Genomic DNA, 24,689 nt, shown 5'->3' with positions numbered 1-24,689 from the left:
CTTCGGAGATCACGCATGACCAGGGCACTGCCGGTGCAAGAATTCCCCCCCCTCACGCCACAGGGTTTGGAACGGCTCTCTCGCGCGCTCGATGCCGACGTCGTGCGGGTCCAAATGTCCGCGGCGTCGCCCGAGATTAAGGGCCGAATCAAACAGACCGTGGAGATCCTGAAAGGATTATTTGCTTTGGTCTCCTTCAACGATCCCGATGCCGTCGGAGTCTGGGTTGCCACGATGAAGGACCAGTTCAAAGCGCTGACCGCTGATCTCCGCACGGCCCTCGGCGCCGCGCTCGGTGAGACCGGAGCCTGCTTCTACGCGGTCTCGCCCACGGAGTCCGCCTGCGTTCAGATCACCGAAACGCACTGCCAAGCTCTTGGCGGCTTCTTCCAGGCGAACACCCCGTGCCCGTCGTGAGTGCCCGGCCCGTTCATGCAGTTCGTGCCTGTGAAGGCAGGAGACTTCAGGCGAACCGCAGCATGCATAGCATATTGGAGGCTGAGGTATGTCCTTGCGTTTAGCCCCCGTCCGCTGGGTCCGAACGCACTTGCCAATAATACTGGCGGGTGTTGTGATGAACCTCCTTGCCGCGGTCATTGGCTGCGGGCCGGCGCCGGTTTCTACGACGGCGCCGGTTGAATCGCCGCGACCCGTCGCTGCCTCTGACGCTCAGCCGCCCACGGAACTCGTATTCGCCGAACCGGAAAAGGGCACAGAGGAGGACCGGGCGGTCCTCAACCAGTTCTCCTGGCGCGACTTCATCGCGCTCAACTGGCCCGCCGCCGCTCAGCGCGGCGTCGCCGACACGACGAAAAATCTTGGCGATCCGGCCGAGCGGGTTGTTTGGGAGAGTTGGAAGTCAGTAGACGAGTTGTTCTCCGCAGACCCGATTCGCAACCCGCCGACCGATTGGGACAGTTACAAGGCGACGCTCAGCATCCGGTTCCTCGACCGCGACAAGAAGCAGCAGCACCACTCAGCCCCAAACGGGTTACCGGCCCAAGAGACCGGAAAGGTTAAGTTGCTCCAGCAACTCGCGCGACTCGAGGATGTCAATCATAATCTCTTGGATGTTAATCAAGCTGTCTTGGCAACGGCAAAAGGGTCGCCGTTGGTCGCCCAGAACAAGACGTTCGTGCGCTTTGAAACCCGTATGAATCGGGAGGCCTACGACTTCATGAAGCAGGGTGAATATTACATTAAAGAAAAGCAGCCCGCGAAGCTGACCTTCCCGAACCAAGCGATCCACATAAAGGCCGCCTGGATGGAACTCCCTGAGCAGGGGACCCCAGCCCAGACCGAGGCGCTGCGCAAGCGCTTTTACTCCACAACGGCCAAACTCATCGAGTGGACGGACGAACCGAACCCCCGGCCGATACTGAAAGACCGGGTCGTCGGCCTCGTCGGCTTGCACATCGTGCACAAGACACCGGGACGACCGGACTGGATCTGGTCTACCTTCGAGCACCGGGACAACCTGCTTCCCGAACGTGGTCCGGGGACGCCGCCCGCATCGTTCAGCAGAAAGGATCCGGCCCCGGCTGCGGCGGAACACAATAAGCCGCAGCTCGATCCTCTGGAGCCGAGGAAGCCGCTCCCCCAGATCAAAGACGAGCACGTTACCGAGGTGGTGCGGGTCCAAAAGATCCACGAGACGACCGCAGACGTGAATAAAGACATTTGGAGCAAAGCGCCGGTGCGGGGGACTGTGTGGGAGAATTACCAACTGATCGGCACGCAGTGGCCAAAGTTCGGACTGCGGACCCGGCCAACGGACGGCGGGAGCGCCGAGAACCGACTGCCCAAGAACCTTGCGAACGTCACGATGGAAACGTTTTTCCCGGCCAACAGGATGTCGTGTCTTCAGTGCCACATAAGTGCGGCCCCTGGTGAGTTTGTGTTCCACCCTGAACGAGCGGTTTCCGTCCCCCAAGTGACGAAAAAGCCGTAACACGTCTGCACCCAATCCGGAACGGCGACGCGCGGTAGGGGACCCCGCCGCGCGTCGCCGTTCCGGACCCGACCTTCCCGCCTTTTTCACCCTTCCGCCGAAGCTAAGAAATTCCAAGAAGTCGCGGTCAGTTGACGCTCCCGCAACGCTCATGTCGGTAGGGGAAGAACCGCGTGCGCGGTCTCCCCGGCCGCCCGACACGGAGCCGAACCTAATGGCAACAGTCCCCTCGTTCGAAGACGTCGACAAGCACATCCAAGCCGCGGACCTCACCGCGATCCAACCGGGCGGCAAAAGCCACCCGGCCGCCGGCGTCACCGGGGCCGCGGCGCTGCCGAACATTTGTCCGGCCTACAAGACCGTCCGGCCGATCCTGGTTCTCGCCAGCAACACCCCGCTGCTCCCCCAGAAGTGGCGGGACGCCATCAAGGCGTTCATCGGGGTGCTCGACGTGATCTGCCCGTAAAGCGTGTGCCGTCTCGTGACCGCGTTGGCCCAGAGGAGCCAACCCGTGGACCCGCTGTCGATTCGCGCCGCCTTCTTCGACCTCGGCGACACCCTCGTTGTCGCCTCCGACCGGCGCTGGGTTGCCGGCGCGCGCGAGGCGCTCACGGACCTCCGGGGCCGCGGGTTGCGGCTCGGGGTGATTTCCAACACCGGCAACCGGTCGCGGGCCGAGCTCGCAGAACTCCTACCTCCGGACTTCGACTGGGGAGTGTTCTGCGGGCCGCTGGTGTTACTGTCGGCGGAGATCGGGGTCGCGAAGCCGGACCCCGAGATCTTCCGGCGGGCGGTCGCGGCCAGCGGGGTCACCGCACCCGAATGTCTGTTCTGCACCGAATCCTTGCTCGACGCGCTTGTCGCCCAGCGCGTCGGGATGCGGGCGGCGCGCGTGCTGCCGCCCCCGAACGCGGACGGCGGCGGCCTGCCCGCCGCGCTCGTCGAGTCCGGACTGATTCCGGCGCCGTCCGCGTGACCGATTTCCCCACCATTTACCCGTTTCGAGTGCCCGCGACATGGCAACCACCAAAGAGACCAAGACCGCCCGGACGCGGCCGTCGAACGGCCGGCCCTCGGCTCCCAAGTCCCCGCCGCAAGAGGTGCTCCCAGACCTGCTGCGAAAGCTCCAGCGGATGATCAGCGAGTTCGAGCAGAGCCGCCCCGCGAAGACTGGTGTGAAGGGCGGGTACGAGCCGGCCGACGGGCAGATCCGGTTCTATGAGGACGACCCGTTCCTCCGGGCCGTGGACGGTGCCGACCCGGTGCCGGCCGAGGCGATCGGCGGCGACGTCCCCGTCAACAGCCACGAGCTCCTTCAGACGGAGATCGTCGGGGAACAACCCGACCCCGAGGCGTTCGAACCCGGTAGTAACGAGTTCCTGTTTTGGAACGCGACGGCCGCCCTGGCCCGCGGGATCAACTTCTGGGCCCCGCTCCTCCCGGAGGGCACGCGATGGTCAACATCTGAGGAGCCGATGCAGGTCGAACTGGACGCCGGAATCGACCTCAACGCTTTTTACTCGCGACCGGACGGGCTGGTGTTCTTCCACGACGATATACGAGGGAACCGGGTCTTCTCTGCGGAGAGCCCGGACGTCGTCTGTCACGAACTGGGCCACGCTCTGCTCGACGCCCTGAAGCCCGAACTGTTCGACGCGATGAGTCTGGAGGTCGGCGCGTTCCACGAGGCGTTCGGCGACATCAGTGGGATGCTCTGCGCGCTGCAACTGCCATCGCTGCGAGCGTCCGTGCTCGAGGAGACCGGCGGGGAGTTGAACCTCAACTCGCGGCTGTCGCAGTCGGCGCGAGAACTCGGGTGGGCGATCCGCACCTTCGCGCCCGACGCGGTGGACGTCGATTGCCTGCGGAACGCCGCCAACTCGTTCTTCTACCGCGACCCGGGCGCCCTGCCGCCCAACGCCCCGGCCTCCGAACTGTCGTCCGAGGTCCACTCGTTCTCGCGGGTTTTCAGCGGCGCGTTCCTCGACGTGCTGGCGGGCATGTTCGCGGTCGGACCGGACGGCGCGGCGGCCGACGATTCCGAGAACTTAGCTGTGGTCTCCCGGGACGCCGGCCGCCTGCTCGTCGAGGGGATACGGGTCGCCCCGGTGGGATCGAGCTATTACAGCCAAGTCGCGGCCGGGATGGTGCAGGCGGACCAGACCCTCTTCGGCGGCCGGTACCGGGCCGCGCTGACCAGCGCCTTCGTCCGGCGCGGGATCCTGTCGCCCGCGGCGGCCGTGTCCCTGTGCCGCGACCTCCGGGCGCACGGGGGGCGCGAGTTCGGCGTCGCGGGCGCCGCTCGCACCCGTCAGCTCCAGTTTGAGGGCGACAACGAGGGCTACAAGAAGTCCGGTGCCGACGCCCCGAAGCTCCCGCTCCGGCCCCTGACGACACGGTTCGGGGTCACGGTTCACGTCCACTTGCCAAGCGAGCCCAACCGGTTCGGCGTGGCGGCCGCCGCGGTGACGGGCGGGTCCGAACAGAACTACAGCGCGGAAGAGGACGCCCGGTCGTTCGTCGAAGACCTGATCCAACAGGGCCGTATCGCTGACGGCGACGCGCCAGGCACGATCCCCGCGGAGCTGATCCCGCCGATGGCCGTGTACCCGTCTGACAAGACCCACCACCTCGTTAAGGAGGACGGGAGGGTCGTGATCAAACGGCGGCACTTCTGCTGTGGGTTCGGCGGGAGCTTCGGCTGCCGGCGGGTCCGCTAACGTTCACGCGCTGCCGGGACCGCGCACCGCTTTTCTCTCTCGCGTCGGGCGGCGGCGGATTATTCTGAGGGGAACTCAGGAGGTACACACGATGGCCGACCCGACACCCGAACCCGCTCGCGACCGGGACGCCGAGTCACGGTTGTTCGAAGAGCGACTGGAGCAAAACGGACAGCTCGTCGACGTGGCGGCCGACGAAGACACGTCCAAACTGCCGGCCACCGTTACGCACGTCCGCTACCCCGACGGGACCGTCAAACGAATCCGCTTCAACAGCTCGGGCTACCCCGGCCGCCGCTGAGCCCCCGCCTGCCGGCGCTCGGGGCGCCTCGAGCCGCGCGGCGCCGGCTTCGGCCCGGCGCCGTCCTAACTTTACCGGAGCGCCGTTATGGCAAAGAAGAATGCATCGGTCGAGTCGTACCTCGCGCACGGCAGCCTCAAGGCCGGCGCATCGGCGGCGGCGGTCGCGTCCGCCTTCACGATCGAGGTGCGGTTCCTCGGTGGCTTGAACCAAGCCCAAAAGAACGCGTTCAAGGCCGCTGCCGACCGGTGGTCGCGGGTGATCGTCGGCGACCTACCGAGTGTCGTCATCGACGGCGAGGTCATCGACGACCTGCTCATCCTGGCTCAAGGGATGCCGATCGACGGTCCCGGCCGCGTTCTCGGCCAAGCCGGGCCGACGCACCTGCGCCCCGCTTCCGCCGGAGCCGCGGCGTTCCTCCCGGCCAAAGGAATCATGTCGTTCGACACGGCCGACTTGACCGCGATGCAGGAGAACGGCACGCTCGGAGACGTGATCGCTCATGAGATGGGGCACGTGATCGGGATCGGTACCGTTTGGACCCGAAAAGGGCTGCTCGCCGGACAGAACACCTCGAACCCGACGTTCACGGGGGCTGCGGCGAGACAGGAGTTCGGCGCCCTGAAAGGTACGGGACCGGCGCCAGTGCCGGTCGAGAACACGGGCGGTCCCGGTACCCGCGACGGCCACTGGCGCGAAACGGTATTCCGCAACGAGCTGATGTCGGGCTTCATCGCAGCAGCCGGCAACCCACTCAGCAAGATGACGGTCGCGAGCCTGAAAGACATGGGATATGTCGTCAATCTGAACGCGGCCGAACCGTACACCCTTCCCAACCTGTTGGCACTCGCCGAAGAAGGGGTGATGGCGGCCGAGGAGGGGCGGCCGCACACACTTCCGGTCATCCCGATGACGCTCCCGGAAGAGAGCATGGATCTCGTCGCCGCAGAGTGATACCCGTCCCAGAAGCGAACGGTCGTCGTGGCGACTGGAATCGTGTCATTCCTGCTGCCTCTCGTGCCCGCTGCGGTGAAACGGCTTGCGTTAGGCCAATATCCCGCGGATCGGTTTCCCGCCGTGGGAAATGTGAATCGGGCGGTTGGTGTGGTCGGGGACCGTGCCCTCCGGATCGACGCCGACGAGGTGATAGATGGTGCTGACGAGGTCGCCGGCACTCACCGGGTGGTCCGTCGGGTAGGCGGCGATCTTGTCCGTCGCGCCGTGGACGATCCCGGGTTTCGTGCCGCCGCCCGCGAACAGGCAGAACCCGCACTGCGGCCAGTGGTCGCGCCCGGCGGCGCTGTTCACCTTGGGGGTGCGGCCCATGTCGCCGGTCACGACCACGAGCGTGCTCTCAAGCAGCCCGCGGTCGGTGAGGTCGTCGATCAGGGCCGACAGCGCGCGGTCGAGGAACGGCAGCAACAGGTGCTTCAGCATGTTGAAGTTGTTGTTGTGCGTGTCCCAGTGGCCGTTCGGCTTGGCCTCGGTGTGAACGGTCACGAACGTGACGCCCGCCTCCACGAGCCGCCGCGCTAGCAACAGGCTTTGTGAGAACACGTCGCGCCCGTATCGGTCGCGCAGCTTCTCCGGCTCCTTCGAGAGGTCGAAGGCCGTTTTCGCCTTGGGCGACAGTAGCAGCTCGAACGCGGCCTCGCGCCGCAACTCGTGCCCCTGCGCCTCGAAACGCGCGGCCTTGGATTCGAGTTGCTGCACGAGCGAGCGGCGGCCGTTCAGCGCGTCGAGCGTCAACTCGCCGCTAATTTTGGGCAACCGTGGCTCGCCGGTGAGGGCGACGTGCGGGTTGTAGAAGTCCTTGTTGCTGGTGGTGTCGCTTCCCGAAAACGTGTCGGCGACGCTGAACACCGGGTCGAATTTGGGTCCGAGGTAGCCGCCGTAAGGGCCGGCGCGGCGGAGCCCCTGGCTGTACCCCGGGAACGCGGGCAGCATCACGTAACCCGGCAGATCGCGGCTGTGGCCGACCCCGAAATACTGACAAACGCTCGGAACGCTCGGGTGGTTGGTGGGCCGGGCGAAGTAGTCCATTTGGTCCTGCCCGCCGTCAAAGCCCGTCATCACTCCGTAAGGGTTGTGCGAGTTGTACTTGTGGGTAACGCTGCGCACAACCGCGAGTTTGTTGAGCCGCTGGGCGAGCAGCGGCAGGTGCTCGCACACTTGCACCCCGGGCAGCGCGGTTCGGATGGGCCGGAACTCGCCGCGGATTTCCGACGGCGCGCTGGGCTTCATATCGAAGGTGTCGATGTGCGACGGCCCGCCGTACAGGTCGATGAGGATGACGGCCTTCGCCGGCGCTCTCTTGCCGGGCGATGCGTTCGAGCCTCTCGAAGCGGAAGTAGGAACCGCGGCGGTGCCGCCGACCAGCGCGGCAAGCGAACCGGCGCGCAGCAGGTCGCGGCGCGTCAGACCGTCACAAGCGGCGGAAGGGTGACCAAGGACCCGGAGCATGGCAGCGTTTCCGGGGAAGGGGCAGCAGGCGGGTTAGAACCCACTGGAAGGTAGGAATTTGAAAGGTAACCGCGTGCACGATGCGGTTCAAGAAGGAAATGGGAAGGTTGAGGAACCTCTGGAATGACGAGAGGTTCCGCCCGGTGGAACGTGCTGGTGGTCGAGCAGGCCGTTGTGACGCGATGTGCTCGCCGCTTAGCGCGTTCGGATTTTGTCAACTAGGGCGTCCGCCAGTTTGTGCTTGTTAGCCGCTTCCTGTGCCTTGCGGTCGTCTCCGGTGCGAACGGCCTCGGCGTACAGCGTCCACTCCTCTTCGCAGAGCTGCATGTAATCGAGGACCAAGGTGAGGTGAGCGTCGTCGTGAGATGACGTTCCGCGAAGGGCGGCCAAACGTGTGCGGGCCTCCCGCCATTCGGGCAACAGACTGCGTTCGATCGTCTCAGCGAAGGCTTTGCCGTCGAGGTCGCCACGAGACAGGCGTTCGTGACCGGTGCGAATGAAGTGCCTCGCGCGCTTGTCCAGCTCTTCGCAGCGCTCAAGTTCTCGGTCGATCAGAACGATTTTCGGCGGCGCCAAGGAGAGAAGGGTTAACCCGACGGTGATTACGACAAAGCCGCCGAAACCGGTCACGAAGTTTCGGGTCGGCCGCGCTGCGACCCCGGCGGGGGTGAACGGCCGGCTCAGCACCAACCCGCACAAGAAACCTGTGACGAATCCGCCCGCGTGGGCGGCGAGATCGATGTTCGGTTGCGTCAGTCCGAAGAACACGTTGTACGCGAGGAACCCGAGCCCGCTGTTTTTTAAGCCGGTCAGCGCGGCCGGCGGGATCGACGTCCGCTGGCGCTGGAGCAACCCGAGCAGCGCGCCGTAAATGCCAAACACGGCGCCAGAGGCGCCGGCACTGACGACACCCGGGTTAAGCCACAGGCTGGCCAAGCTCCCGCCCAGCCCCGAAACCAAGTAGGCGACCAAGAACCCCGCGTTCCCGAGCATCCGTTCCACCAACGGTCCGGTGGCCGAGAGCACCCACATGTTCATCAAGATGTGGAGGATGCCGATGTGGACGAACATGCACGTTAGCGCCCGCCACCACTCGCCGTTAAGCGTGCTGGGGCCGAAGTCCGCTCCCCACTTCAGTAGTTCAGCGGGACTCGGCTGGTTCAGACTCAACCCGGAGGCTCCCATGAGCCCGAAAATCACAAGGTTGATCGCGACGAGAACGCGAGTCACGGTCGGGCGGGGCGTGATTTCGGTGAGCGTTTGCCAGAACCGCGCCGTTGGGTCGTCGGTGTGGGGCTCGGCCGGTTGTGTTGCTCCCGGTTCCGTTACGACGTCTGCCGCACCCGTCGGCTGAGCGGCCTCGGTCTCGGGCAACGGGTTGCGGCAGGACCCGCAGAACGCGTCCCAGGTGTCTGGGAGCGGCGCGGCACAATGGGGACACGACTGGGCCATCGGTGTCGTCCGTAAGTAGATGTTGAGTCGGGGCTTAGCGGCCGGGCTGGCGCGATCACACCAGCACGTCTTTCACAACCTTGCCGTGAACGTCCGTGAGCCGGAAGTCGCGGCCCTGGAACCGGTAGGTGAGTTTCGTGTGGTCCAAACCCATCTGGTTGAGGATCGTGGCTTGCAGGTCGTGAACGTGAACTTCGTTCTCGACCACGTTGTAACCGATCTCGTCGGTTTTGCCGTGCAGGAGGCCCGGTTTGAACCCGCCGCCCGCGACCCACATGGTGTAGGCGTCGATGTGGTGGTCGCGGCCGACGGTCTCGCGCGTTTCGCCCATCGGGGTGCGCCCGAACTCGCCGCCCCACACCACGATCGTGCTGTCGAGGAGCCCCAGGCGCTTCAGGTCCCGGACCAGTGCGGCGCAGGGCTGGTCGATCTCCTTGCAGATGTTCTCCAGCGGCTTTGTGAGGTCGAGGCTGCCGCCGTGGTGGTCCCAGTCGGTGTGGTACAGTTGCACGAACCGCACGCCGCGTTGCACGAGCCGCCGCGCGAGGACGCAGTTGGCCGCGAAGCTCGGCTTGCCCGGCTCCGCTCCGTACGCCGCGAGCGTTTTCTTGTCCTCCTTCGCGAGGTCCATCAGCTCCGGGGCCGAGGTCTGCATCCGGTAGGCCATCTCGTAGGCGGCGATGCGGGTCTGGATCTCCGGGTCGCCGGTCGCCTCGTGGCGGAGCTTGTTGAGGTCGCCGACGGCTTCGACGAACTCCCCCTGGTCCCTGTTGCTCACCCGCGGCGGCGGTGCGAGGTCGAGGATCGGGCTCGGCCCTTTGAGGAACGGCACCCCCTGGTAGACGCTGGGCAGGAAGCCGGACCCGTACAGCGCCGCCCCGCCGCGCGGGCCGCGCGGGCCGGATTGCAGCACGACGAACCCGGGCAGGCTGTCACTTTCGCTGCCCAACCCGTAGGTGAGCCAGGCGCCCATACTAGGGCGGCCGAACTGCGGGCTGCCCGTGTTGACGAAGCACTTCGCGGGGCCGTGGTTGAACACGTCCGTTTTCATCCCGCGGAACCAGCACAGCTCGTCCACGATCCCTTTGTGGTGCGGCAGCAGTTCGGATACGTCCATCCCGCACTGCCCGACCTTCTCGAACTTGCGCACTGTCCCCAGTAACTTGGCGTCGCCTTTGATGAACGCGAACCGCTTGCCCTTGGTGAACGTCTCGGGAACCTTCTGGCCGCTCAGTTTGTTCAGCTCCGGTTTCGGCTCGAACAGCTCGAGTTGGCTCGGCGCCCCGGCCATGAACAGGAAGATGACCGCTTTCGCTTTTGCCGGGAAGTGCGGCTTTTTGGGCGCGAGCGGGTCGGTCCGCTCCTTCGCCCGCGAGTCGCGCGCGAGGAGCGAGCCCAGGGCCATCGCGCCAATACCTACCCCGCAGTCGCGGAAGAAGTGCCGCCGGGTACGCGCCAGCAGCGGAGAGGGGAAGGCCATGTCGGCTCCGAATCGTCAGTTGATTTTGACACGCAGCATGGCGGACTGAATCGCGGGCGGCGCGTCTTTGGAGTAGCCATTTTCCAACATCTGCGAGAGCCAAGCCCGTTGCTTATAGACACGGCCGCCAATGCGCACGTTAACGGGGAGCGGTTCGTCCCCGTCGCACTCAATGACCGCCGCGAAATCGTTGTCCCGGTCGGTCGATTTTGTCGCCCGGTAGGTGACCTCTTCGATTTCGTCGCGCCGTGGCGATAGCAGGTAAACGGTGAGGGTGTAGACCCGCCCGAGTGGTGTGTCCTCGTAGACCGGCACTCCGTCCGGGTCGAGGCAAAAGCGCGCGTAGAGCGTGCCTTGGACGTTCTCGACGAACGGGGGGGTGTAGTCAATCCGGTCGGTCGCGTTCACCTTCAGGCTCCGCGGTGGGTTCCTTGGGTTCTGCCGGTGGCGGTTGCGGCGTACCTTTTCCGCGCGCCGTGCGCCGGGTGTCTAACTGCCAGTGCGCTTGGTTGGTGGCAATGAGGGCAACCGCCCAGCGCTCGGCCGTGGTTTCCATGTCGGGGGTCATTGCCGGGAGGATCGCGTTGTACCGCTCGTTTTGAAGTAACTCGCAAATCTTGAACAACAAATCGGCCACCGACTTCACCGGGTTCTCGGAAATCAGCATATCCTCCAACTGCGTCTCGTACAACGCACACCGTTCCGCGAGGAGCCGGGAATCCGCCGCGATTTGCGCGACCCGGAACTCGTTGGCGACCTGAAGCAGAATGCCGAACAAGAGGACGATAACAGAACCCCAGAAGGCCCAACCCGCTTCGCCCGGAAGATTCCCAGAAACCTTATCGACGATGACGCCCGCGCTCCCAAGCGATGATAGCGCGATCGAGACGACACGCAGGGCGAGGTGCAAGCGAACCTGCCATTTCGTCGTCGCGGCTTTACCGCGCACGACGCGCCGGCACACCTGCCGGATGTTGCGGGTGAGTTTAGCTGCTGGACTTTGGTCAGCGGGCAGCGGGATCGGGTCGTCGGGCGGTGCCACCGCGATCACTCCCTCGTGATGAACTCGTCCAGGTTCATCAGCACGCGGGCCACCGCCGCCCAGGCCGTTTTCGGGTCGGCCTTGCGCTTGGCGTCCAGGTACGACCGAACCCGACTCGCCTCCGCCTCGGTCGGCGTGCGCGCGAAGCACACCGCGAACGCGAAGGCGATCTTGCCGGCGTCGTCCGACGGACTTGAGGACTCGATCCGCTTCCCGAGCGCCTCGGCGAACTCCACGAACGCCGGGTCGTTCGCCAGGTGCAGCGCCTGAAGCGGCGTGTTGCTCCGGTTCCGCTTCGTACACGCCACCTGCGCGTCCGCCGCGTCGAACGTGGCTAACAGCGGGTGCTGCGACTGCCGCCAGATGTACGTGTACATGCCGCGGCGGTAGCGGTCCGGCCCTTTGCTCTCGGCCCACGCGTGGTTACTCTGCGTGAACTGGAACAGCTCCCGTGGTTGTGGCGGGAACACGCCCGGGCCGCCGAGCTTCGGGTTCAGCAGCGCGCTTGCGGAAAGTGACACGTCGCGGATGATCTCGGCTTCCAGCCGCAACCGCGACTGACGGCCCAGGAGCAGGTTACGCGGGTCCTTCTCGGCCAGCTCGGGCCGGGCTGCCGACGACTGTTTGTAGGTGCCCGAGGTCACGATCAGTTTGTGCAGGCGCTTGAAACTCCACCGGACCGACGGCGACGCGAACTCGACCGCGAGCCAGTCGAGCAGTTCGGGGTGGGTTGGGAAGCTGCCCTGGAGGCCGAAGTCGTTTTCCGTTTCTACTAGGCCCCGCCCGAAGAACGTTTGCCACGCGCGGTTCACCGTCACCCGCGCGGTGAGCGGGTTGTCCGCACTGGTCAACCACTTGGCAAGATCGAGGCGGGTCAGGCGCTTGTCGGCCGGCGTGGTTCCGACGGCGGAGGGGTAACCCGGCTGAACTTCCTCGCCCTTGCGGAGGAAATCGCCGCGGACCTGCACGAATGTCTGCCGCGGTTTCGCACGCTCGCGCATCACCAGCGTGGTGGGCACTTGGCCCTGCACCTTCTTGATTTCCGCCAGGAGCTTCTTGGTTTCGGCGTCGTTGCCCGCCAGACGGGCGGCGGCGACCTTCGTTTGGAGTTCCGCGATCCGCTTCTCCAGGTCCGCCGGCCCGCCGATCGGGATCGTGGGCTCGTCACAACTGTCGAAGAACGCGTAAAGCCGGTAGTAGTCTTTCGCGGGGAGCGGGTCGTACTTGTGGTCGTGGCACTGGGCGCACCCGAACGTGAGCCCCAGCCACACGGCACCGGTCGTGTTGGCGCGGTCGATGGTCCGCTCGACCCGGAACTGCTCGGGGTCGGTGCCGCCCTCCTCGTTGAACGCCGTGTTCCGGTGGAACCCGGTCGCGACCTTCTGGTCCAGCGTCGCGCCCGGGAGCAGGTCGCCGGCGAGTTGCTCCCGCGTGAACTGGTCGAAGGGCATGTCGGAATTAAGGGCCTTGATGACCCAGTCGCGGTACGCCCAGATCTGCCGCGGGCCGTCGATCGTGTACCCGTTACTGTCGGCGTAGCGCGCCAGATCGAGCCAGTGGCGCGCCATCCGCTCCCCGTAGTGCGGGGAGGCGAGCAACCGGTCCACCACCTTCTCGTAGGCGCCGGACGACTCGTCCGCCAGAAAGTCTTCAACCTCCTTCGGGGTCGGGAGCAACCCCGTGAGGTCGAGCGTGATGCGGCGAATGAGTGTCGATTTGTCGGCCTGCGGTGCCGGCTTCAGCCCCTCTTGAGCGAGCCGCGCGCGGACGAACGCGTCGATCGGGTCGGCGCCCGGCGCGGCCTTCGGAACGTCGGGGCGTTTCGGAGGGACGAACGCCCAGTGCGGCCGGTATTCGGCCCCGTCATCGATCCACTTCTTGAGCTTCGCGATTTGTTCGAGGGTGAGGCGGTCCGCGGTGTCAGGAGGTGGCATCCGGCCCGCGTCACTGTCGTCGAGCAGGACGCGCTCGATCAGGGTGCTGTCGGCGTGCTTCCCGGGTGTCAGGGCGCCTTTTTTGACGGCCGCGTCGCGGTCGTCGAGGCGCAGCTTGGCTTTTTGTGTGCCGGGGCCGTGGCACTTGAAGCACTTGTCCGAGAGGATCGGGCGGATGTCGCGCGCGAAGTCCACTTTCTCGGCGGCTTCGGACGGGAGCGCGAGGGCGACGAGCGCCGCAAGGGTCAGGGGGATGCGAGTCGGCATGGCGGCTCCGGTGGCAGCCCGAAGCTGGGAGAGCTTCCGCGGGTAAACAAGGTAATTGTTGCGGATGCGGCTTACGGTAGCAAGCGAAAGAAACAGCAGAAGCATTTAATCACAGGGCCACGCGCGGATCAGCCGGCGCGGTGTCGGATGTGATGCCTGACCGGCCGGATCGTCGGAACTGCTCGCGCGCCGCGCTGTACGTGAGGCCGAGAAGGCGGCCCGAAGGAGCCGGCGCATCGATCGCCCTTAGATTTGTCACAGTCGCCCGCCGTTTGTGTCCAATCTCTGGTGAATTCCACACTGACAATTCCGGTGCTGCTCGAACAGGGAGGTGTGCTGTGTTCAATCCCTTCAGCGAAGTGGTGGATGGCGATTCCGCCGACGGCGAGTTGGTCGAACGGGCCAGGAGCGGCGACCGCGCCGCGCTCGAACAGTTGGTCCGGCGGCATCAGGCGTGGGTTTACAACATTGCCGTGCGCATGGTGTTCCGTCCGCAGGACGCCGAAGAGGTGACCCAGGAGGTGCTCGTCAAAGCGGTAACCCGGCTAAGCACCTTCCAGGGCGGCAGCCGGTTTCGCACGTGGCTCTACCGTATCGCTGCGAACCACGTTTTGAACATGAAGCGCCGCGGCGGCGAACTCCGGCCGCAGACGTTCGCGTCCTACGCCGCGGCCGTCAACGACACGCCCGATCAGGACTTACCCGATCCGAAGAGCGTGCCCGTGGACGTGCCGCTCCTCGTCGAGGAGGCCAAACTCACCTGCACGACCGGGATGCTCCTGTGTCTCGACCGCAAGCAGCGGCTCGTGTTTACACTGGGCGAGATCCTCGGCGTCGCCGACTCCGTCGGCGCGGATGTCCTGGAGATGTCGGCGGACAACTTTCGCCAGTGCTTGGCCCGCGCCCGCCGGGACCTCTATCAGTTCATGCACGGCCAGTGCGGTTTGGTGAACGCGGATAACCCGTGCCGCTGCCCCAAGAAGACGAAGGGGTTCATTGCCGGCGGCCACGTCGATCCCGACCGTCTGCTCTTCGTCCCTCTACACGCCCGGCGCATCAAGGAAGCGGCGGCCGACACGGTTCGCGAGGTCGAATCCGTCCTCGACCGGCAGTACGCCGACATCTACCGCGGTCACCCGTTTCTGGAGCCGCCCGACCAAGCCGAATGGCTCCGGCGCGTTCTCGACCGACCGGACGTTCGCACGGCCCTGCACCTCGATTAAAGAAAACCGAACGGTCGCTGTCACAGTCGCCCTCCCGCCGTGTCTACGGGGCAGGAGGTCGAACCATGTCGAAACTGCAAGGCAAAGTGGCCCTGGTGACCGGGGCATCGAAAGGCATCGGGGCCGGCATCGCCAAAGAGCTGGCCGCGGCCGGGGCGGCGGTCGTGGTGAACTACGCCACCGATCGGCCCGGTGCGGAAGCTGTGGTCCGCGAGATCACGAGCGCCGGCGGGAAGGCCGCCGCGGTCTCGGGCGACGTGTCGAAGTCGGCCGACGTGGTGCGAATGCTCGCCGAGGTCGGCCGCACGTTCGGCGCGCTCGATGTCGTCGTGAACAACGCGGGGGTTTATGCCCCGGTGGCGCTGGAGGTGGTGACCGAGGACGAGTTCCACCGGGAGTTCAACACGAACGTGCTCGGCCCGCTGCTCGTCGTCCGGGAGGCGCTCAAATACTTCGGCACGACCGGCGGGAGCGTCATCAACATCGGCTCCGGGGCCTCCCGAATGTGCCCGCCCGGCTATTCGATCTACTCGGCCAGCAAGAGCGCCCTGGACGCCGTCACCGGCGTACTGGCGAAGGAACTGGCCCACCGGAACGTCCGGGTCAACTCGGTCAACCCCGGCGCCACGCTGAGCGAGGGCACCAAGGGCGCCGGGCTGTACGGCGTGGGGAGCGAGTTCGAGAAGCAACTGGTCGCCGCAACCCCGCTCGGTCGCGTTGGAACGCCGGCCGACATCGCAAAGGTCGTGGCGTTTCTCGCGTCGGACGACTCCGGCTGGCTGACCGGCGAGATCATCCTCGCGTCCGGTGGGCTCCGTTAACACTTCATCAGGAAAGGGTGACCGATGTGCCGTTTCATTTTGTGCGTGGGGTGGCTGGCCGTCGTGGGTGCGGCTGTCGCGGACGAACCGAAGGCCGAGGCCCGAACGCGTGCGATCGCGAAGGCAATGGAAACGTTCGCGGGCCGCTGGGAGATCGTCAGCGTCAAGCCGGTCGGGGCGACAAAGGACGCCCGCCGGTTGGTGTTCGACACGGGCGGCACCTACTCCGCTCGGGATCAGGACGGGAAGGAACTCTGGGCGGGCACGTTCGAGATCGACCCAACGACGACCCCGAACGTGTGGGACCACCGCTCTCATGACGCCAAGAGAACGGGCGCCGACGTGCTCGGCATCTACGAACTGAAAGGCGACACGCTGAGGGTGGCGTGCGTGGTCGGCGAATGGAAGGGTAAGGAGTGGGCCGGTAAGCCGCGCCCGAAGGCCATCGACCCGAAGGAGGCGGACGTGGTGATCGAACTCAAGCGCGTGAGGTGACGAACTCGCCCGCCGACCTCATTTCGGTCGGCGGTTCAAAGGGTACGAAGCAGCCGCGGCTCTGGACCGCGATCGGTTACTGATGCGCGAGGGGGCGCGACGCTCGTGACACCGCCCGGTACAGTGACAGAGACCAGGCCGAGGCCAGATACAGCACCGGGTACAGTAAGGACGCGCGCACCAGCGCGCGGGGCGGCCCGTCCTCCCAGGACGGTACCATTGCCGCCAGCAGCACCAAAGCCCACGGCACGCCGAGCACGAGCAGGACCCGGTTCCCGCGCCCCGGTTGGGTGGGGTACGCGTACCGGCTCGGTACGAACGTCAGTGCCGCCAGGGCCGCGATCAGGGCGACCGCCCACGCGCCCGTGACCGGCAGGGCGAACAGGTAGAAGGCGACGATGTTCCAGTACGACGGGAACCCGAGGAACGCGCCGTCCGCGGTCTTGATGTCCGCCTGACAGAACCCGTAGGCGCTGGCCACGAGGGCAACCACCAGCACCCATCTGCTCCCCTCCGGGAGCAACCCGGCCCGGTCGATCAGCACGAGCGGCAGGCACGTGTACAACAGGAAATCGACCAAATCGTCGAGGCGCCGGCCGTCGAACCCGGGGACCACTTCCCGGATGCGGATGGCGCGGGCCAGCGTCCCGTCCGTCGCGTCAACGAGCACGGCCGCGAGCATGAGCAGGAAGCACGTTCGGTAGGTGTCGGGCGTGCGTGCCGGTTCGAGCAGCAGGGCCGCGATCCACGCGCCCAGCGCGAGCCCGCTGCCGGTGTACGCGTGGACCGACCAGGCCAAACACACGCGAACGGGCGAAACCGCTTTCGGGTTCATGCGCTCCTCCGCCGCAGCACGCGGTACACGACGGCGCCGGCGCCCAGCAGGAGCCCGCTGAACAGCAGCGCGCCGAACCGCTGGTACCACTCGGACCCGTAGAACCGCTCGCGCGGCCACCCGATGTTCACGATCAGCACTCCGCCCCAGGCGACCGCGAGCGCGTTGACCGGCCCGCCCCAGCGGCCCAGGAGCGTGCCGGGCGCCGGGCCGCGGCGCACCCGTTCGACCAGCAGCGCGCCGGTCGTCAGTAAGTAAGCCAAGTTGGTCCACACGATGCTAACGCACACCAGGGCCGTCATCAGTTGCTCGTGGTCCGAGTTGAACGCCAGCAGCAAACAGGCGAGCGCCCCGACGGCGGCGGCGGCGGCGCGGGGCGCGCGGTGCTCCGGGTCGACGCGACTCAGGCGGCTCGCAAACGGGGTCGCGCCGTCGCGGGCCATCGCGAACAGGGTGCGGGCCGCGAGCGCGTGAACCGCGAGCGTGCACACGAACACTGCCAGGGCGGCTGCGGCGACGAACACGGTCCCCAGCGTGTCGCCCAACACGCGCTTGATGAGGTACGGCAGCCCGCCCGCCCCATCGTCCAGCAGCGGGTCGGCGAGGTCGGGCGCGCTCACCAGCGCCCCGACCAGCAGCAGCGCGCCGAGCAGCGCCGCCGCGAGCAGCGCCTGAAGGATCGCCCGGGGCGCCCGCCGACGCGGATCGACCGTCTCCTCGGCCAGACTGCCCGCCGTGTCGAACCCGTACATCACGTATGCCGCCATCACGGCCGCGGCGAGGAACGGCCCGAAGGCATCGAGCCCTCCGGTCGGCCCGCCTTCGCGCGCTTCGAGCACCACCCCCGGCCCGCGCACCGACTGGCCCAACAGCAGCGCGACGAGCCCCACGGCGGCGACCAGTTCCACAACAACGCCCGCGGCCATGACCCGCGCGAGCAGCCGCGTTCCGCGGGCGTTGAGGAGCGTGCTGAGTGCGATGAGGGCGACGCCGAGGAGCGCGGCGTTACTGGCCGGCGCGTCGAGCACCTGGAACCCGGGCCAGAGTGCCGGGAGCGTGACCTGCCAAGCCAGCGCCACGGCCGCCAGGGTCACGACCAGCGACGCCAAGTAGACCCAGCCGACGAACCACCCCAGCGCCGGGGTGCCGACCCGCCCGGCCCACGCGTACACCCCCCCGCAGTACGGGTACCTGCGGGCCAACTCGGCGAAGCAGAGGGCCGCGCACAACTGACCCGCGAACACGACCGGCCACGTCCAGAAGAAGGCCGGGCCGGCTTCGCGGTACCCGAGGTGAAAGTTCTGCACGATCCCGGTCAAGATCGACAGGTACGAGAAGCCGGCGGCGAAGGCGGCAAACCCGCCCAAACCGCGAAGGAATTGGGGGCGGTAGCCGGCCTGTGTGAGGTCGCGGTCGTCGTCGGTCGGGTCGGGGAGGGGCATAACGGTGATGGAGGGGAAAATAGCCCCTACTGGTTTAGCAATTCTCCTGCCGCTGGCTCTTATCGTGGTCACTACGACCGGCGAATGCCGACGGTTCTGCGGGCAGCGGGGACCAAGTCTGACGGTGTTGGCGTCCGGACCTGCGCCGGAGGCGCTCCCGCTTTGCTGCCTGCAAGCCCGATATGTTAGGGGCGGGGGCGTGGGGCGTCACTGAGGATTTGAGCAAACCGGGCGACGAAGAACTCCCGACGAGGCCATCACCTGGAGAGTAACCGGTGCTCACCTGAAGAACCGTAGCCGACCGTAGTTGGTGTCGATACGGAACCTTCGCAGAGGAGCGAGCAGACCCGGGGACTAAGGCCGGCGGCGCCGAATGTGGACGAGGCCACTCGCAAATTGCTCAACGCCGCCCGGTCAATCGCTCTACAACGCACCACTTCCGGAACCTGCCGCACGTTCACGAGCGCGAGACGTTGTGGTAGACTTCCTGCACGTCGTCGCAATCGTTGAGCATGCCCAGGAACTTCTCGAACAGGGCCAACTCGTCCCCGCTGAGTTGTTTTGTTTCCTTCGGGAGGAAGCTGATTTCTTGAACGTCCAGCTCCAGGCCCGGGAAGGCTTCGAGTAGCGCGGTTTTGGCTTTGTAGAACTCGCCGGGGGGAGCGAAGACCGTAACGGTCCCGTCCTTGCACTCGACCTCTTCGATGGCCACGTCCGCGGCGAACATGGCCTCCATCACTTTCTCTTCGTCGTTACCGGCGAAGGAAATGACGGCGAGGTGATCGAACAGCATCACCACGGACCCGCTGGCGGACAGCTTGGAGCCGGTCTTGGTGAAGCAACTGCGCACGTCGGAGATCGTGCGGGTGTTGTTGTCGGTCAGGCAGTCGACGACGACGAGCGAGCCGCCGGGGCCGAAGCCCTCGTACCGCGCCGATTGGTAGTTCTCGCCCCCGGCGCCGGCGGCCTTCTGAATCGCCTTTTCGATCACGTGGCTCGGCACGTTGTCGCGCTTGGCTCGTTCGATGATGTTGCGCAGAACCGGGTTGGCGTGCGGGTCGGGCACGCCGTTCTTGGCCGCCACGTACAGTTGTTTGCTGTACTTGGAATAGACCTTCGAGTTCTGCGCGGCGGTCTTGAAGATCGAGTACTTGCGCTTCTCGAAAATGCGTCCCATACGAAGCCTACCCCTCTACTGTTCCAAAGGAGCCGGACCCTGAGTGGCCCCGTTCCGTCAGCAGGATCTTAACCTATTTCCCGACCCCCTCTTCTGCGAATTTCGCCCCGGCCGGCCGCCCATCTTCTTGACCCGTGGCGGGATCGGGCGTTCGACGACAGGTCCGCTTTTGGCGGTCTTGGCGTGCTTGCGGCCTGCTTCGATGGCTGTGCGGGGATGAGCCCGTTGCACCCGCCGATCAGGTCCGCGCGGCCGGCCTGGATCAGGGCTTCGCGGACGGTGAAGTAGCTCTCGGGCTTGAAGAACTGCATGAGCGCCCGCTGCATCTTGCTGTCGGCCTGGTTCTTGATCGTTTGGGCCGAATTTTGGTGAACGGATCGATGCCCGCGTGATACATACACGTCGCGATGTCAGTTGCGGCATGCTGCAAGTCGGCGCCGGCCAGAGTTCTCAGGTTTCCTGCATTAGCTTGTTTCGGAAAGACTGAGCGGTGCGCTGCACCGTGGCTTTTTTCGCTGTATCACCGGTGATCATCTTGGCCACGCGGGGCTCAATGCTCATCTCGTTAAGGTCCAATTCCCCAATCATCTCCAACCAGCGCGTCAATGGCTTCTCGTCATAGGCGATCTTTTCGAGAATCCGGCGGTCGCTCGGCAGCAAACGATTGAAATATCCCTCCCACTGTGTCGGGCGGATCATTTTGAGGAACTGGTTGGCAGTCGCCTGTGCTGCCCGAGAATGCCCCCACGGATTGCCCAACCGCACGCACAGCACTGCCGTAAAGCAGTCAGCGAGTGCAGGACCTGGGATCGACGTGCCCAGCCTTGCGAGCGTTTCCATCGGCTTCGGCTCGTTGTGGAAATTGTCATAGGCGAAGTGCGCAGATAGCACTGCCCGCGCCGCCGCCCGGAAGGAATCGGAACGCAGCGACTCGGGTACAAAATCAAATCCTCTAACTTTCATTAGTGCTTTGCGAAGCCCAGCCGAGGCTACCGTCCGGTCCGATGCCTGCACCGTGGCATATGTCTCCCCGGTTTGCCACTTGTCTTTTTCCCGCAACCTCGGCCACATCACCGGCAATAGCGAGTTGATGTTTCCAGCCGCATGTTCCAGCTTCGCCCCCGCCGCGGTCTTGAGCTGGGTGAGCAACACGGTCAGTGTCGTGCGGACGTAGAAATACGGGGAGACTTCCAGTGCCTTGGCCTCCCCGGAGTCGTTACTCAACGTCTCCTGTTCCAACCTCTCCCGCAACTTAAGGAATGGTTGCTGCGTCTTCGTGACCGGCTCCGCGAGAAAGTTCAACACGCAGCTTCGCAGGATCGTGGCCGCCTCGCTCCCCAGCATCTTCTCATCGTGCGAGACATCCGGGTCGAGGAAGTGGTTGACGAGAGTATGGCCGTTGCGGAGCCGCAGCGCCTCTGTCGTCGTCACCATGCCGAGCTGCTCTGCTAGCTCCATAGCCTCATCGTCACGGATATCCGTCATGGGGTTGGACGACTGGTCAAGGTCCGATCGACCCAGCATCTCGCCAACGAACTCCATACCGAGCATCGAAAGCTGCTTCTTGAGCGCGGCGATAGCGCGCGACCAAATGAAGGTCGAGGCCATCTCGAATGCGCCGCTCTGGAAAGCTTGAACGATGGCGGTCTGATCGCGCTCGGTCAGCACCACCGCGCGCTTCACGATCTCGGGGGGCTCGGCCGTGGGCGCGAGCGCCTTCGGTTCGTTCGGGGACCACGGCAAGAGGGCGGTCTCACTCATGTTTGCACCACTACTTCCATTCGCCCGTCTTGCGAGCGGAACAGAGCTGCTTTTAGTGACAGGCCGACATATCCTCGGAGCACGGCGAACGCACGGCTTCGAGCACCGCCGGAGACGGGCTGCGCGGCGACCTGATTTGCGCCGGTCTGCTGCACAATAATGCGGAACGCGCGAATCGAGCCGTCCGTCCCGAAAACCGTTACACCATCACTCTCGATCATACCGCGTAGCAGCGATTCCTGCGACCTCAGCAACGTTGCATCCGCTGCCGTCTTCGCCTGAACAGCCGAGATCATCGTCTGCACCAGCGGGATCGGTTCACCCAAGACGACGCCGTCGGAGAACTTCGCCCGGTCCAGTGCGGTGGCCGTCGGTATGGATGCGAGTAGCGCGCCGTGGCCGCCTCGGAGGCAGTCGGTGAGGAGGCGGGCCATGTAGCCAGTTGCCTGCACGCGGTGATCCCCCGGTACATCGGAGCAAGCCACCGTGGCGAAGTCATCGACGTGCCTGCTCATTGGCTTGGTTGACTGCGTGGCAGTGGTCAGCGATATTTCGAGTTTGGTTCCATGCCCGTCGATCAGCTCGACCGTGTTCTCGGCGCTATGCCGGAGAAGTACGGCGGGTAGCTTCGACACGGCCAGCGCCTCCTCAGCCCCGGCGGAATACGACTCGGCAGCGCCACGGAAGAGGCCGAAATCGAACCCGCCGTTGACTCGGCGGACGTACACGCACCAGCCCTCGATGGCGAGCGCCGCGCAGTTCTTGAGGGCCGCAGTCGCGACCTGTCGCGCGCCCGCCGCATCGACGGCAGCAACGTTACCGATGAAGAGCGGCTTAGAGCCCGGCGCGAGGAGCTTTAGGGTGTCTTCGTCGGACGGCCCGATCAGGAACACTTGCGGGTACAGCTTCCGCTCCTCCTCGCGGTAGGCTGCGAGGCGAGCAACCAACTCGCTCCCGACCTGCTGGGTCAGCCCGCAGTTAATGCTTCCATCATTGAAGTACGTAGAAACGTAACCTACGAGAGATTCGCGAATAGTTCTTTGCTGAAACGGGTCAGGCATTTTGGGCATCCCGTATCGTTGCCACGAGAGCAGTACAGCGATTAGTAATCCTTCGGACCGGATTTCCCTTTCCGCTTCTTGTCCTGCCGCCGCTGCTGCGACTTCCGCCCAGGCCGGTAGCCCTTGTTCTTCACCGGCTCGTCCCCGCGCTCGCCCGGCTTCTCGCCCTTGGCGGGGTTGGCGACGGTGTGGTAGTGGTCCGCGCCCACGGCCGCATTGGCGTGCTTGCGGCGTGCTTCAATGGCTTCCTTCGGGGGCTGTGCGGGGATGAGCCCGTTGCACCCGCCGATCAGGTCGGCGCGGCCGGCCTGGATCAGGGCTTCGCGGACGGTGAAGTAGTTCTCGGGCTTGAAGAACTGCATGAGCGCCCGCTGCATCTTGCGGTCGGTCAGGTTCTTGGCCGTTTGCACCGGCTTCTTGGTGAACGGGTCGAGGCCCGCGTAATACATGCACGTCGCGATGTCGAACGGGGCCGGGATGAAGTCCTGCACCTGGTCCGGGCGGTAGCCGTTCTGCTTCAGGTACAGGGCGAGGTCGATCATCTCCGCGAGGTCGCTGCCCGGGTGGCTCGCGATGAAGTACGGCACGATCTGCTGCTTCGGCTTGCCGGCCGCCGCGCTGGCCTGTTGGAACTGGTCCGCGAACACCCCGAAGTTGTCGATGTCGGGCTTCTTCATCAGCTCCAGCACCTTCGGGCTGGTGTGCTCGGGCGCGACCTTCAAGCGCCCGCCGGTGTGGTGCTCGGCCAGCTCGCGAACGTACTCCGGCGACAGTTGCGCCAGGTCCATCCGGATGCCCGACGACACCAGCACCTTCCGCACCCCCGCCGTTTCGCGCACCTCGCGCATGAGCTCGATCAGCGGGCCGTGGTCGGTCCCCAGCAGCTTGCACACCGTCGGGTGGACGCACGACAGCCGCTTGCACTTCGCTTCCACTTCCGGCCGCGTGCAGCGCATCGTGTACATGTTCGCGGTCGCGCCGCCGATGTCCGAGATGATCCCCTTGAAGTCCGGGTCGGCCGCGAGCTTCTCCACCTCGCGCAGGACCGACTCCGGCGAGCGGCTCTGGATGATCCGCCCCTGGTGCGCCGTGATCGAGCAGAACGTGCAGCCGCCGAAGCACCCGCGCAGGATCGTCACCGAGTCCTTAATCATCTCGTGGGCGGGGACCGGCTCCGTGTAGCTCGGGTGCGGGCGACGGTTGTACGGCAGGTCGTACACCGCGTCCATTTCCTCCCGCGAGATCGGCAACGCGGGCGGGTTCTGCACCACCGCCTGCCGGTCGTGGAACTGCACCAGCGTCGCCGCGTTGAACGGGTTCGTGTTGGTGTGGATCAGGCGCGTCGCCTCGGCGAACGCCTCCTTACTGTCGCGCACCTGCTCGAACGACGGCAGCAGCTCGAACGGCGCGTCGGCGGCGCGGGCGGCGTACGCTTCGGACTCCTTCGCGCCCAGCGCGTACGTGACGCCGCGGAGGGCACGGAGGTCGCGCAGCGTCCCGCCGGCCTTCAGCTTTTGCGCGATCGTGACGATGCTCCCCTCGCCCATCCCGTACACGACCAGATCGGCCTTCGAGTCGAGCAGGATCGACCGCTTGACCGTGTCGGACCAGTAGTCGTAGTGCGCCAGCCGCCGCAGGGAGGCCTCCACCCCGCCGGCGATCACCGGGACGCCCGGGAACGCCTCGCGCGCCCGCTGGCAGTAGGGCAGGGTGGCGCGGTCCGGGCGCAGCCCGATGCGCCCGCCCGGCGAGTACGCGTCGTCGTTGCGGACCTTCTTGTTCGCGGTGTAGTGGTTGATGAGCGAGTCCATGTTCCCCGCGCTCACCGCGAAGAACAGGCGCGGGCGGCCGAACTGGCGCCACGGCTCGCACGTTTTCCAGTCGGGTTGGCTCAGGATCGCGACCCGGAACCCGGCCTTTTCGAGCACCCGGTGCAGGATCGCCATCGCGAAGCTCGGGTGATCGACGTAGGCGTCCCCCGTCACGAAAACGATGTCGACGGCGTCCCAGCCGCGGGCCGCCACCTCGGCCGCGGTGGTGGGCGCGAACGGGGCCGCGTACCGCTCCTGCCAGAGCGAAAGGGGAATGCGGGTCGGAGCAGTAGACATCGCGACGGCCTGGAATAGAACGGGCTGAACCACGCTGATTATAGCAGCCCCCGAAGATGTTCTCGCTTCTGACACGAAGTTCGTGCAAGGTGCCGGCGAAAGCGCCCGTAATACCCCCGGCCGTGTTTCCAGAAGTGAATTCCTGCTGTCGTCATG

Annotated in this window: 23 protein-coding genes; 10 read left to right on the top strand and 13 right to left on the bottom strand. The window is 65.7% G+C overall.

Annotated features, from left to right (window positions below):
- Nucleotides 1–15 precede the first annotated feature (15 nt).
- The 7 genes from R5W23_RS22005 to R5W23_RS21975 all read left to right on the top strand — a co-directional run bounded on the left by R5W23_RS22005 (nt 16) and on the right by R5W23_RS21975 (nt 5,926).
- On the top strand, nt 16–417 hold the full coding sequence (locus R5W23_RS22005; protein WP_320688139.1) for a hypothetical protein: 402 nt from the start codon (nt 16–18) through the stop codon (nt 415–417).
- 157 nt (nt 418–574) lie between these two features.
- On the top strand, nt 575–1,951 hold the full coding sequence (locus R5W23_RS22000; RefSeq protein WP_320688137.1) for a hypothetical protein: 1,377 nt from the start codon (nt 575–577) through the stop codon (nt 1,949–1,951).
- A gap of 214 nt (nt 1,952–2,165) precedes the next feature.
- On the top strand, nt 2,166–2,417 hold the full coding sequence (locus tag R5W23_RS21995) for a hypothetical protein (RefSeq protein WP_320688136.1): 252 nt from the start codon (nt 2,166–2,168) through the stop codon (nt 2,415–2,417).
- Nucleotides 2,418–2,462: 45 nt separating this feature from the next.
- A complete protein-coding gene (locus tag R5W23_RS21990; protein WP_320688135.1) occupies nt 2,463–2,927 on the top strand; it encodes an HAD family hydrolase in 465 nt (154 codons plus the stop codon).
- A gap of 40 nt (nt 2,928–2,967) precedes the next feature.
- Entirely contained in the window at nt 2,968–4,671 is a 1,704-nt protein-coding gene (locus R5W23_RS21985; RefSeq protein WP_320688134.1) for a gluzincin family metallopeptidase, read from the top strand.
- Between the two features lie 91 nt (nt 4,672–4,762).
- Nucleotides 4,763–4,972, top strand: coding sequence for a hypothetical protein (locus tag R5W23_RS21980; RefSeq protein WP_320688133.1), 210 nt, complete (start codon nt 4,763–4,765; stop codon nt 4,970–4,972).
- An 87-nt stretch (nt 4,973–5,059) separates the two neighbouring features.
- The gene (locus R5W23_RS21975) at nt 5,060–5,926 is read left to right on the top strand and encodes a leishmanolysin-related zinc metalloendopeptidase (RefSeq protein ID WP_320688132.1); all 867 of its coding nucleotides are present in this window, start codon (nt 5,060–5,062) and stop codon (nt 5,924–5,926) included.
- 90 nt (nt 5,927–6,016) lie between these two features.
- Here R5W23_RS21975 and R5W23_RS21970 read toward each other — a convergent pair whose 3' ends face one another.
- From R5W23_RS21970 to R5W23_RS21945, 6 genes are all read right to left on the bottom strand, one after another.
- Nucleotides 6,017–7,435, bottom strand: coding sequence for a DUF1501 domain-containing protein (locus R5W23_RS21970; protein ID WP_320688131.1), 1,419 nt, complete (start codon nt 7,433–7,435; stop codon nt 6,017–6,019).
- 195 nt (nt 7,436–7,630) lie between these two features.
- On the bottom strand, nt 7,631–8,887 hold the full coding sequence (locus tag R5W23_RS21965) for a rhomboid family intramembrane serine protease (protein WP_320688130.1): 1,257 nt from the start codon (nt 8,885–8,887) through the stop codon (nt 7,631–7,633).
- A 55-nt stretch (nt 8,888–8,942) separates the two neighbouring features.
- Nucleotides 8,943–10,367, bottom strand: a complete 1,425-nt coding sequence (locus R5W23_RS21960; RefSeq protein WP_320688129.1) for a DUF1501 domain-containing protein — start codon at nt 10,365–10,367, stop codon at nt 8,943–8,945.
- Nucleotides 10,368–10,382: 15 nt separating this feature from the next.
- Nucleotides 10,383–10,775 carry a hypothetical protein gene (locus tag R5W23_RS21955; RefSeq protein WP_320688128.1) on the bottom strand — a complete coding sequence of 131 codons (393 nt, stop codon included), beginning with the start codon at nt 10,773–10,775 and terminating at the stop codon, nt 10,383–10,385.
- Nucleotides 10,753–11,409: a hypothetical protein gene (locus tag R5W23_RS21950; protein ID WP_320688127.1), complete on the bottom strand. Its 657-nt coding sequence runs from the start codon at nt 11,407–11,409 to the stop codon at nt 10,753–10,755. The genes R5W23_RS21955 and R5W23_RS21950 overlap by 23 nt, the downstream gene beginning before the upstream one ends.
- 5 nt (nt 11,410–11,414) lie before the next feature.
- Nucleotides 11,415–13,610, bottom strand: a complete 2,196-nt coding sequence (locus tag R5W23_RS21945) for a PSD1 and planctomycete cytochrome C domain-containing protein (protein WP_320688126.1) — start codon at nt 13,608–13,610, stop codon at nt 11,415–11,417.
- 338 nt (nt 13,611–13,948) lie between these two features.
- Between R5W23_RS21945 and R5W23_RS21940 the strand changes: the two genes are divergently transcribed.
- From R5W23_RS21940 to R5W23_RS21930, 3 genes are all read left to right on the top strand, one after another.
- On the top strand, nt 13,949–14,833 hold the full coding sequence (locus tag R5W23_RS21940; protein ID WP_320688125.1) for an RNA polymerase sigma factor: 885 nt from the start codon (nt 13,949–13,951) through the stop codon (nt 14,831–14,833).
- Between the two features lie 65 nt (nt 14,834–14,898).
- Nucleotides 14,899–15,654 carry an SDR family NAD(P)-dependent oxidoreductase gene (locus R5W23_RS21935; protein WP_320688124.1) on the top strand — a complete coding sequence of 252 codons (756 nt, stop codon included), beginning with the start codon at nt 14,899–14,901 and terminating at the stop codon, nt 15,652–15,654.
- Between the two features lie 24 nt (nt 15,655–15,678).
- Nucleotides 15,679–16,149, top strand: coding sequence for a TIGR03067 domain-containing protein (locus tag R5W23_RS21930; RefSeq protein ID WP_320688123.1), 471 nt, complete (start codon nt 15,679–15,681; stop codon nt 16,147–16,149).
- A 76-nt stretch (nt 16,150–16,225) separates the two neighbouring features.
- Here R5W23_RS21930 and R5W23_RS21925 read toward each other — a convergent pair whose 3' ends face one another.
- The 7 genes from R5W23_RS21925 to R5W23_RS21895 form a co-directional block, all read right to left on the bottom strand.
- Nucleotides 16,226–16,984: a CDP-alcohol phosphatidyltransferase family protein gene (locus tag R5W23_RS21925; RefSeq protein ID WP_320688122.1), complete on the bottom strand. Its 759-nt coding sequence runs from the start codon at nt 16,982–16,984 to the stop codon at nt 16,226–16,228.
- On the bottom strand, nt 16,981–18,426 hold the full coding sequence (locus tag R5W23_RS21920; protein WP_320688121.1) for an APC family permease: 1,446 nt from the start codon (nt 18,424–18,426) through the stop codon (nt 16,981–16,983). The genes R5W23_RS21925 and R5W23_RS21920 overlap by 4 nt, the downstream gene beginning before the upstream one ends.
- Nucleotides 18,427–18,883: 457 nt before the next feature.
- Nucleotides 18,884–19,603 (bottom strand): YebC/PmpR family DNA-binding transcriptional regulator, encoded by a 720-nt coding sequence (locus R5W23_RS21915; protein ID WP_320688120.1) that lies wholly within the window; start codon nt 19,601–19,603, stop codon nt 18,884–18,886.
- A 68-nt stretch (nt 19,604–19,671) separates the two neighbouring features.
- On the bottom strand, nt 19,672–19,929 hold the full coding sequence (locus tag R5W23_RS21910) for a DUF3362 domain-containing protein (protein ID WP_320688119.1): 258 nt from the start codon (nt 19,927–19,929) through the stop codon (nt 19,672–19,674).
- A gap of 124 nt (nt 19,930–20,053) precedes the next feature.
- Nucleotides 20,054–21,364, bottom strand: coding sequence for a hypothetical protein (locus R5W23_RS21905; RefSeq protein WP_320688118.1), 1,311 nt, complete (start codon nt 21,362–21,364; stop codon nt 20,054–20,056).
- A complete protein-coding gene (locus R5W23_RS21900; protein WP_320688116.1) occupies nt 21,361–22,425 on the bottom strand; it encodes a hypothetical protein in 1,065 nt (354 codons plus the stop codon). The genes R5W23_RS21905 and R5W23_RS21900 overlap by 4 nt, the downstream gene beginning before the upstream one ends.
- A 41-nt stretch (nt 22,426–22,466) precedes the next feature.
- On the bottom strand, nt 22,467–24,533 hold the full coding sequence (locus tag R5W23_RS21895) for a YgiQ family radical SAM protein (RefSeq protein WP_320688115.1): 2,067 nt from the start codon (nt 24,531–24,533) through the stop codon (nt 22,467–22,469).
- Between the last annotated feature and the right edge of the window lie 156 nt (nt 24,534–24,689).

Source organism: Gemmata algarum (genome assembly GCF_034097035.1).
GTDB lineage: Bacteria > Planctomycetota > Planctomycetia > Gemmatales > Gemmataceae > Gemmata > Gemmata algarum.
Note: the sequence above shows the minus strand (reverse complement) of the source record. Positions and strands in the feature narration are given on the sequence as shown.

Coding starts and splice junctions, on each gene's coding strand:
- R5W23_RS22005 (WP_320688139.1), top strand. CDS start 16: ATGACCAGGGCACTGCCGGTGCAAGAATTCCCCCCCCTCACGCCACAG.
- R5W23_RS22000 (WP_320688137.1), top strand. CDS start 575: ATGAACCTCCTTGCCGCGGTCATTGGCTGCGGGCCGGCGCCGGTTTCT.
- R5W23_RS21995 (WP_320688136.1), top strand. CDS start 2,166: ATGGCAACAGTCCCCTCGTTCGAAGACGTCGACAAGCACATCCAAGCC.
- R5W23_RS21985 (WP_320688134.1), top strand. CDS start 2,968: ATGGCAACCACCAAAGAGACCAAGACCGCCCGGACGCGGCCGTCGAAC.
- R5W23_RS21980 (WP_320688133.1), top strand. CDS start 4,763: ATGGCCGACCCGACACCCGAACCCGCTCGCGACCGGGACGCCGAGTCA.
- R5W23_RS21975 (WP_320688132.1), top strand. CDS start 5,060: ATGGCAAAGAAGAATGCATCGGTCGAGTCGTACCTCGCGCACGGCAGC.
- R5W23_RS21970 (WP_320688131.1), bottom strand. CDS start 7,435: ATGCTCCGGGTCCTTGGTCACCCTTCCGCCGCTTGTGACGGTCTGACG.
- R5W23_RS21965 (WP_320688130.1), bottom strand. CDS start 8,887: ATGGCCCAGTCGTGTCCCCATTGTGCCGCGCCGCTCCCAGACACCTGG.
- R5W23_RS21960 (WP_320688129.1), bottom strand. CDS start 10,367: ATGGCCTTCCCCTCTCCGCTGCTGGCGCGTACCCGGCGGCACTTCTTC.
- R5W23_RS21945 (WP_320688126.1), bottom strand. CDS start 13,610: ATGCCGACTCGCATCCCCCTGACCCTTGCGGCGCTCGTCGCCCTCGCG.
- R5W23_RS21935 (WP_320688124.1), top strand. CDS start 14,899: ATGTCGAAACTGCAAGGCAAAGTGGCCCTGGTGACCGGGGCATCGAAA.
- R5W23_RS21930 (WP_320688123.1), top strand. CDS start 15,679: ATGTGCCGTTTCATTTTGTGCGTGGGGTGGCTGGCCGTCGTGGGTGCG.
- R5W23_RS21925 (WP_320688122.1), bottom strand. CDS start 16,984: ATGAACCCGAAAGCGGTTTCGCCCGTTCGCGTGTGTTTGGCCTGGTCG.
- R5W23_RS21920 (WP_320688121.1), bottom strand. CDS start 18,426: ATGCCCCTCCCCGACCCGACCGACGACGACCGCGACCTCACACAGGCC.
- R5W23_RS21915 (WP_320688120.1), bottom strand. CDS start 19,603: ATGGGACGCATTTTCGAGAAGCGCAAGTACTCGATCTTCAAGACCGCC.
- R5W23_RS21910 (WP_320688119.1), bottom strand. CDS start 19,929: ATGCAGCGGGCGCTCATGCAGTTCTTCAAGCCCGAGAGCTACTTCACC.
- R5W23_RS21905 (WP_320688118.1), bottom strand. CDS start 21,364: ATGAGTGAGACCGCCCTCTTGCCGTGGTCCCCGAACGAACCGAAGGCG.
- R5W23_RS21900 (WP_320688116.1), bottom strand. CDS start 22,425: ATGCCTGACCCGTTTCAGCAAAGAACTATTCGCGAATCTCTCGTAGGT.
- R5W23_RS21895 (WP_320688115.1), bottom strand. CDS start 24,533: ATGTCTACTGCTCCGACCCGCATTCCCCTTTCGCTCTGGCAGGAGCGG.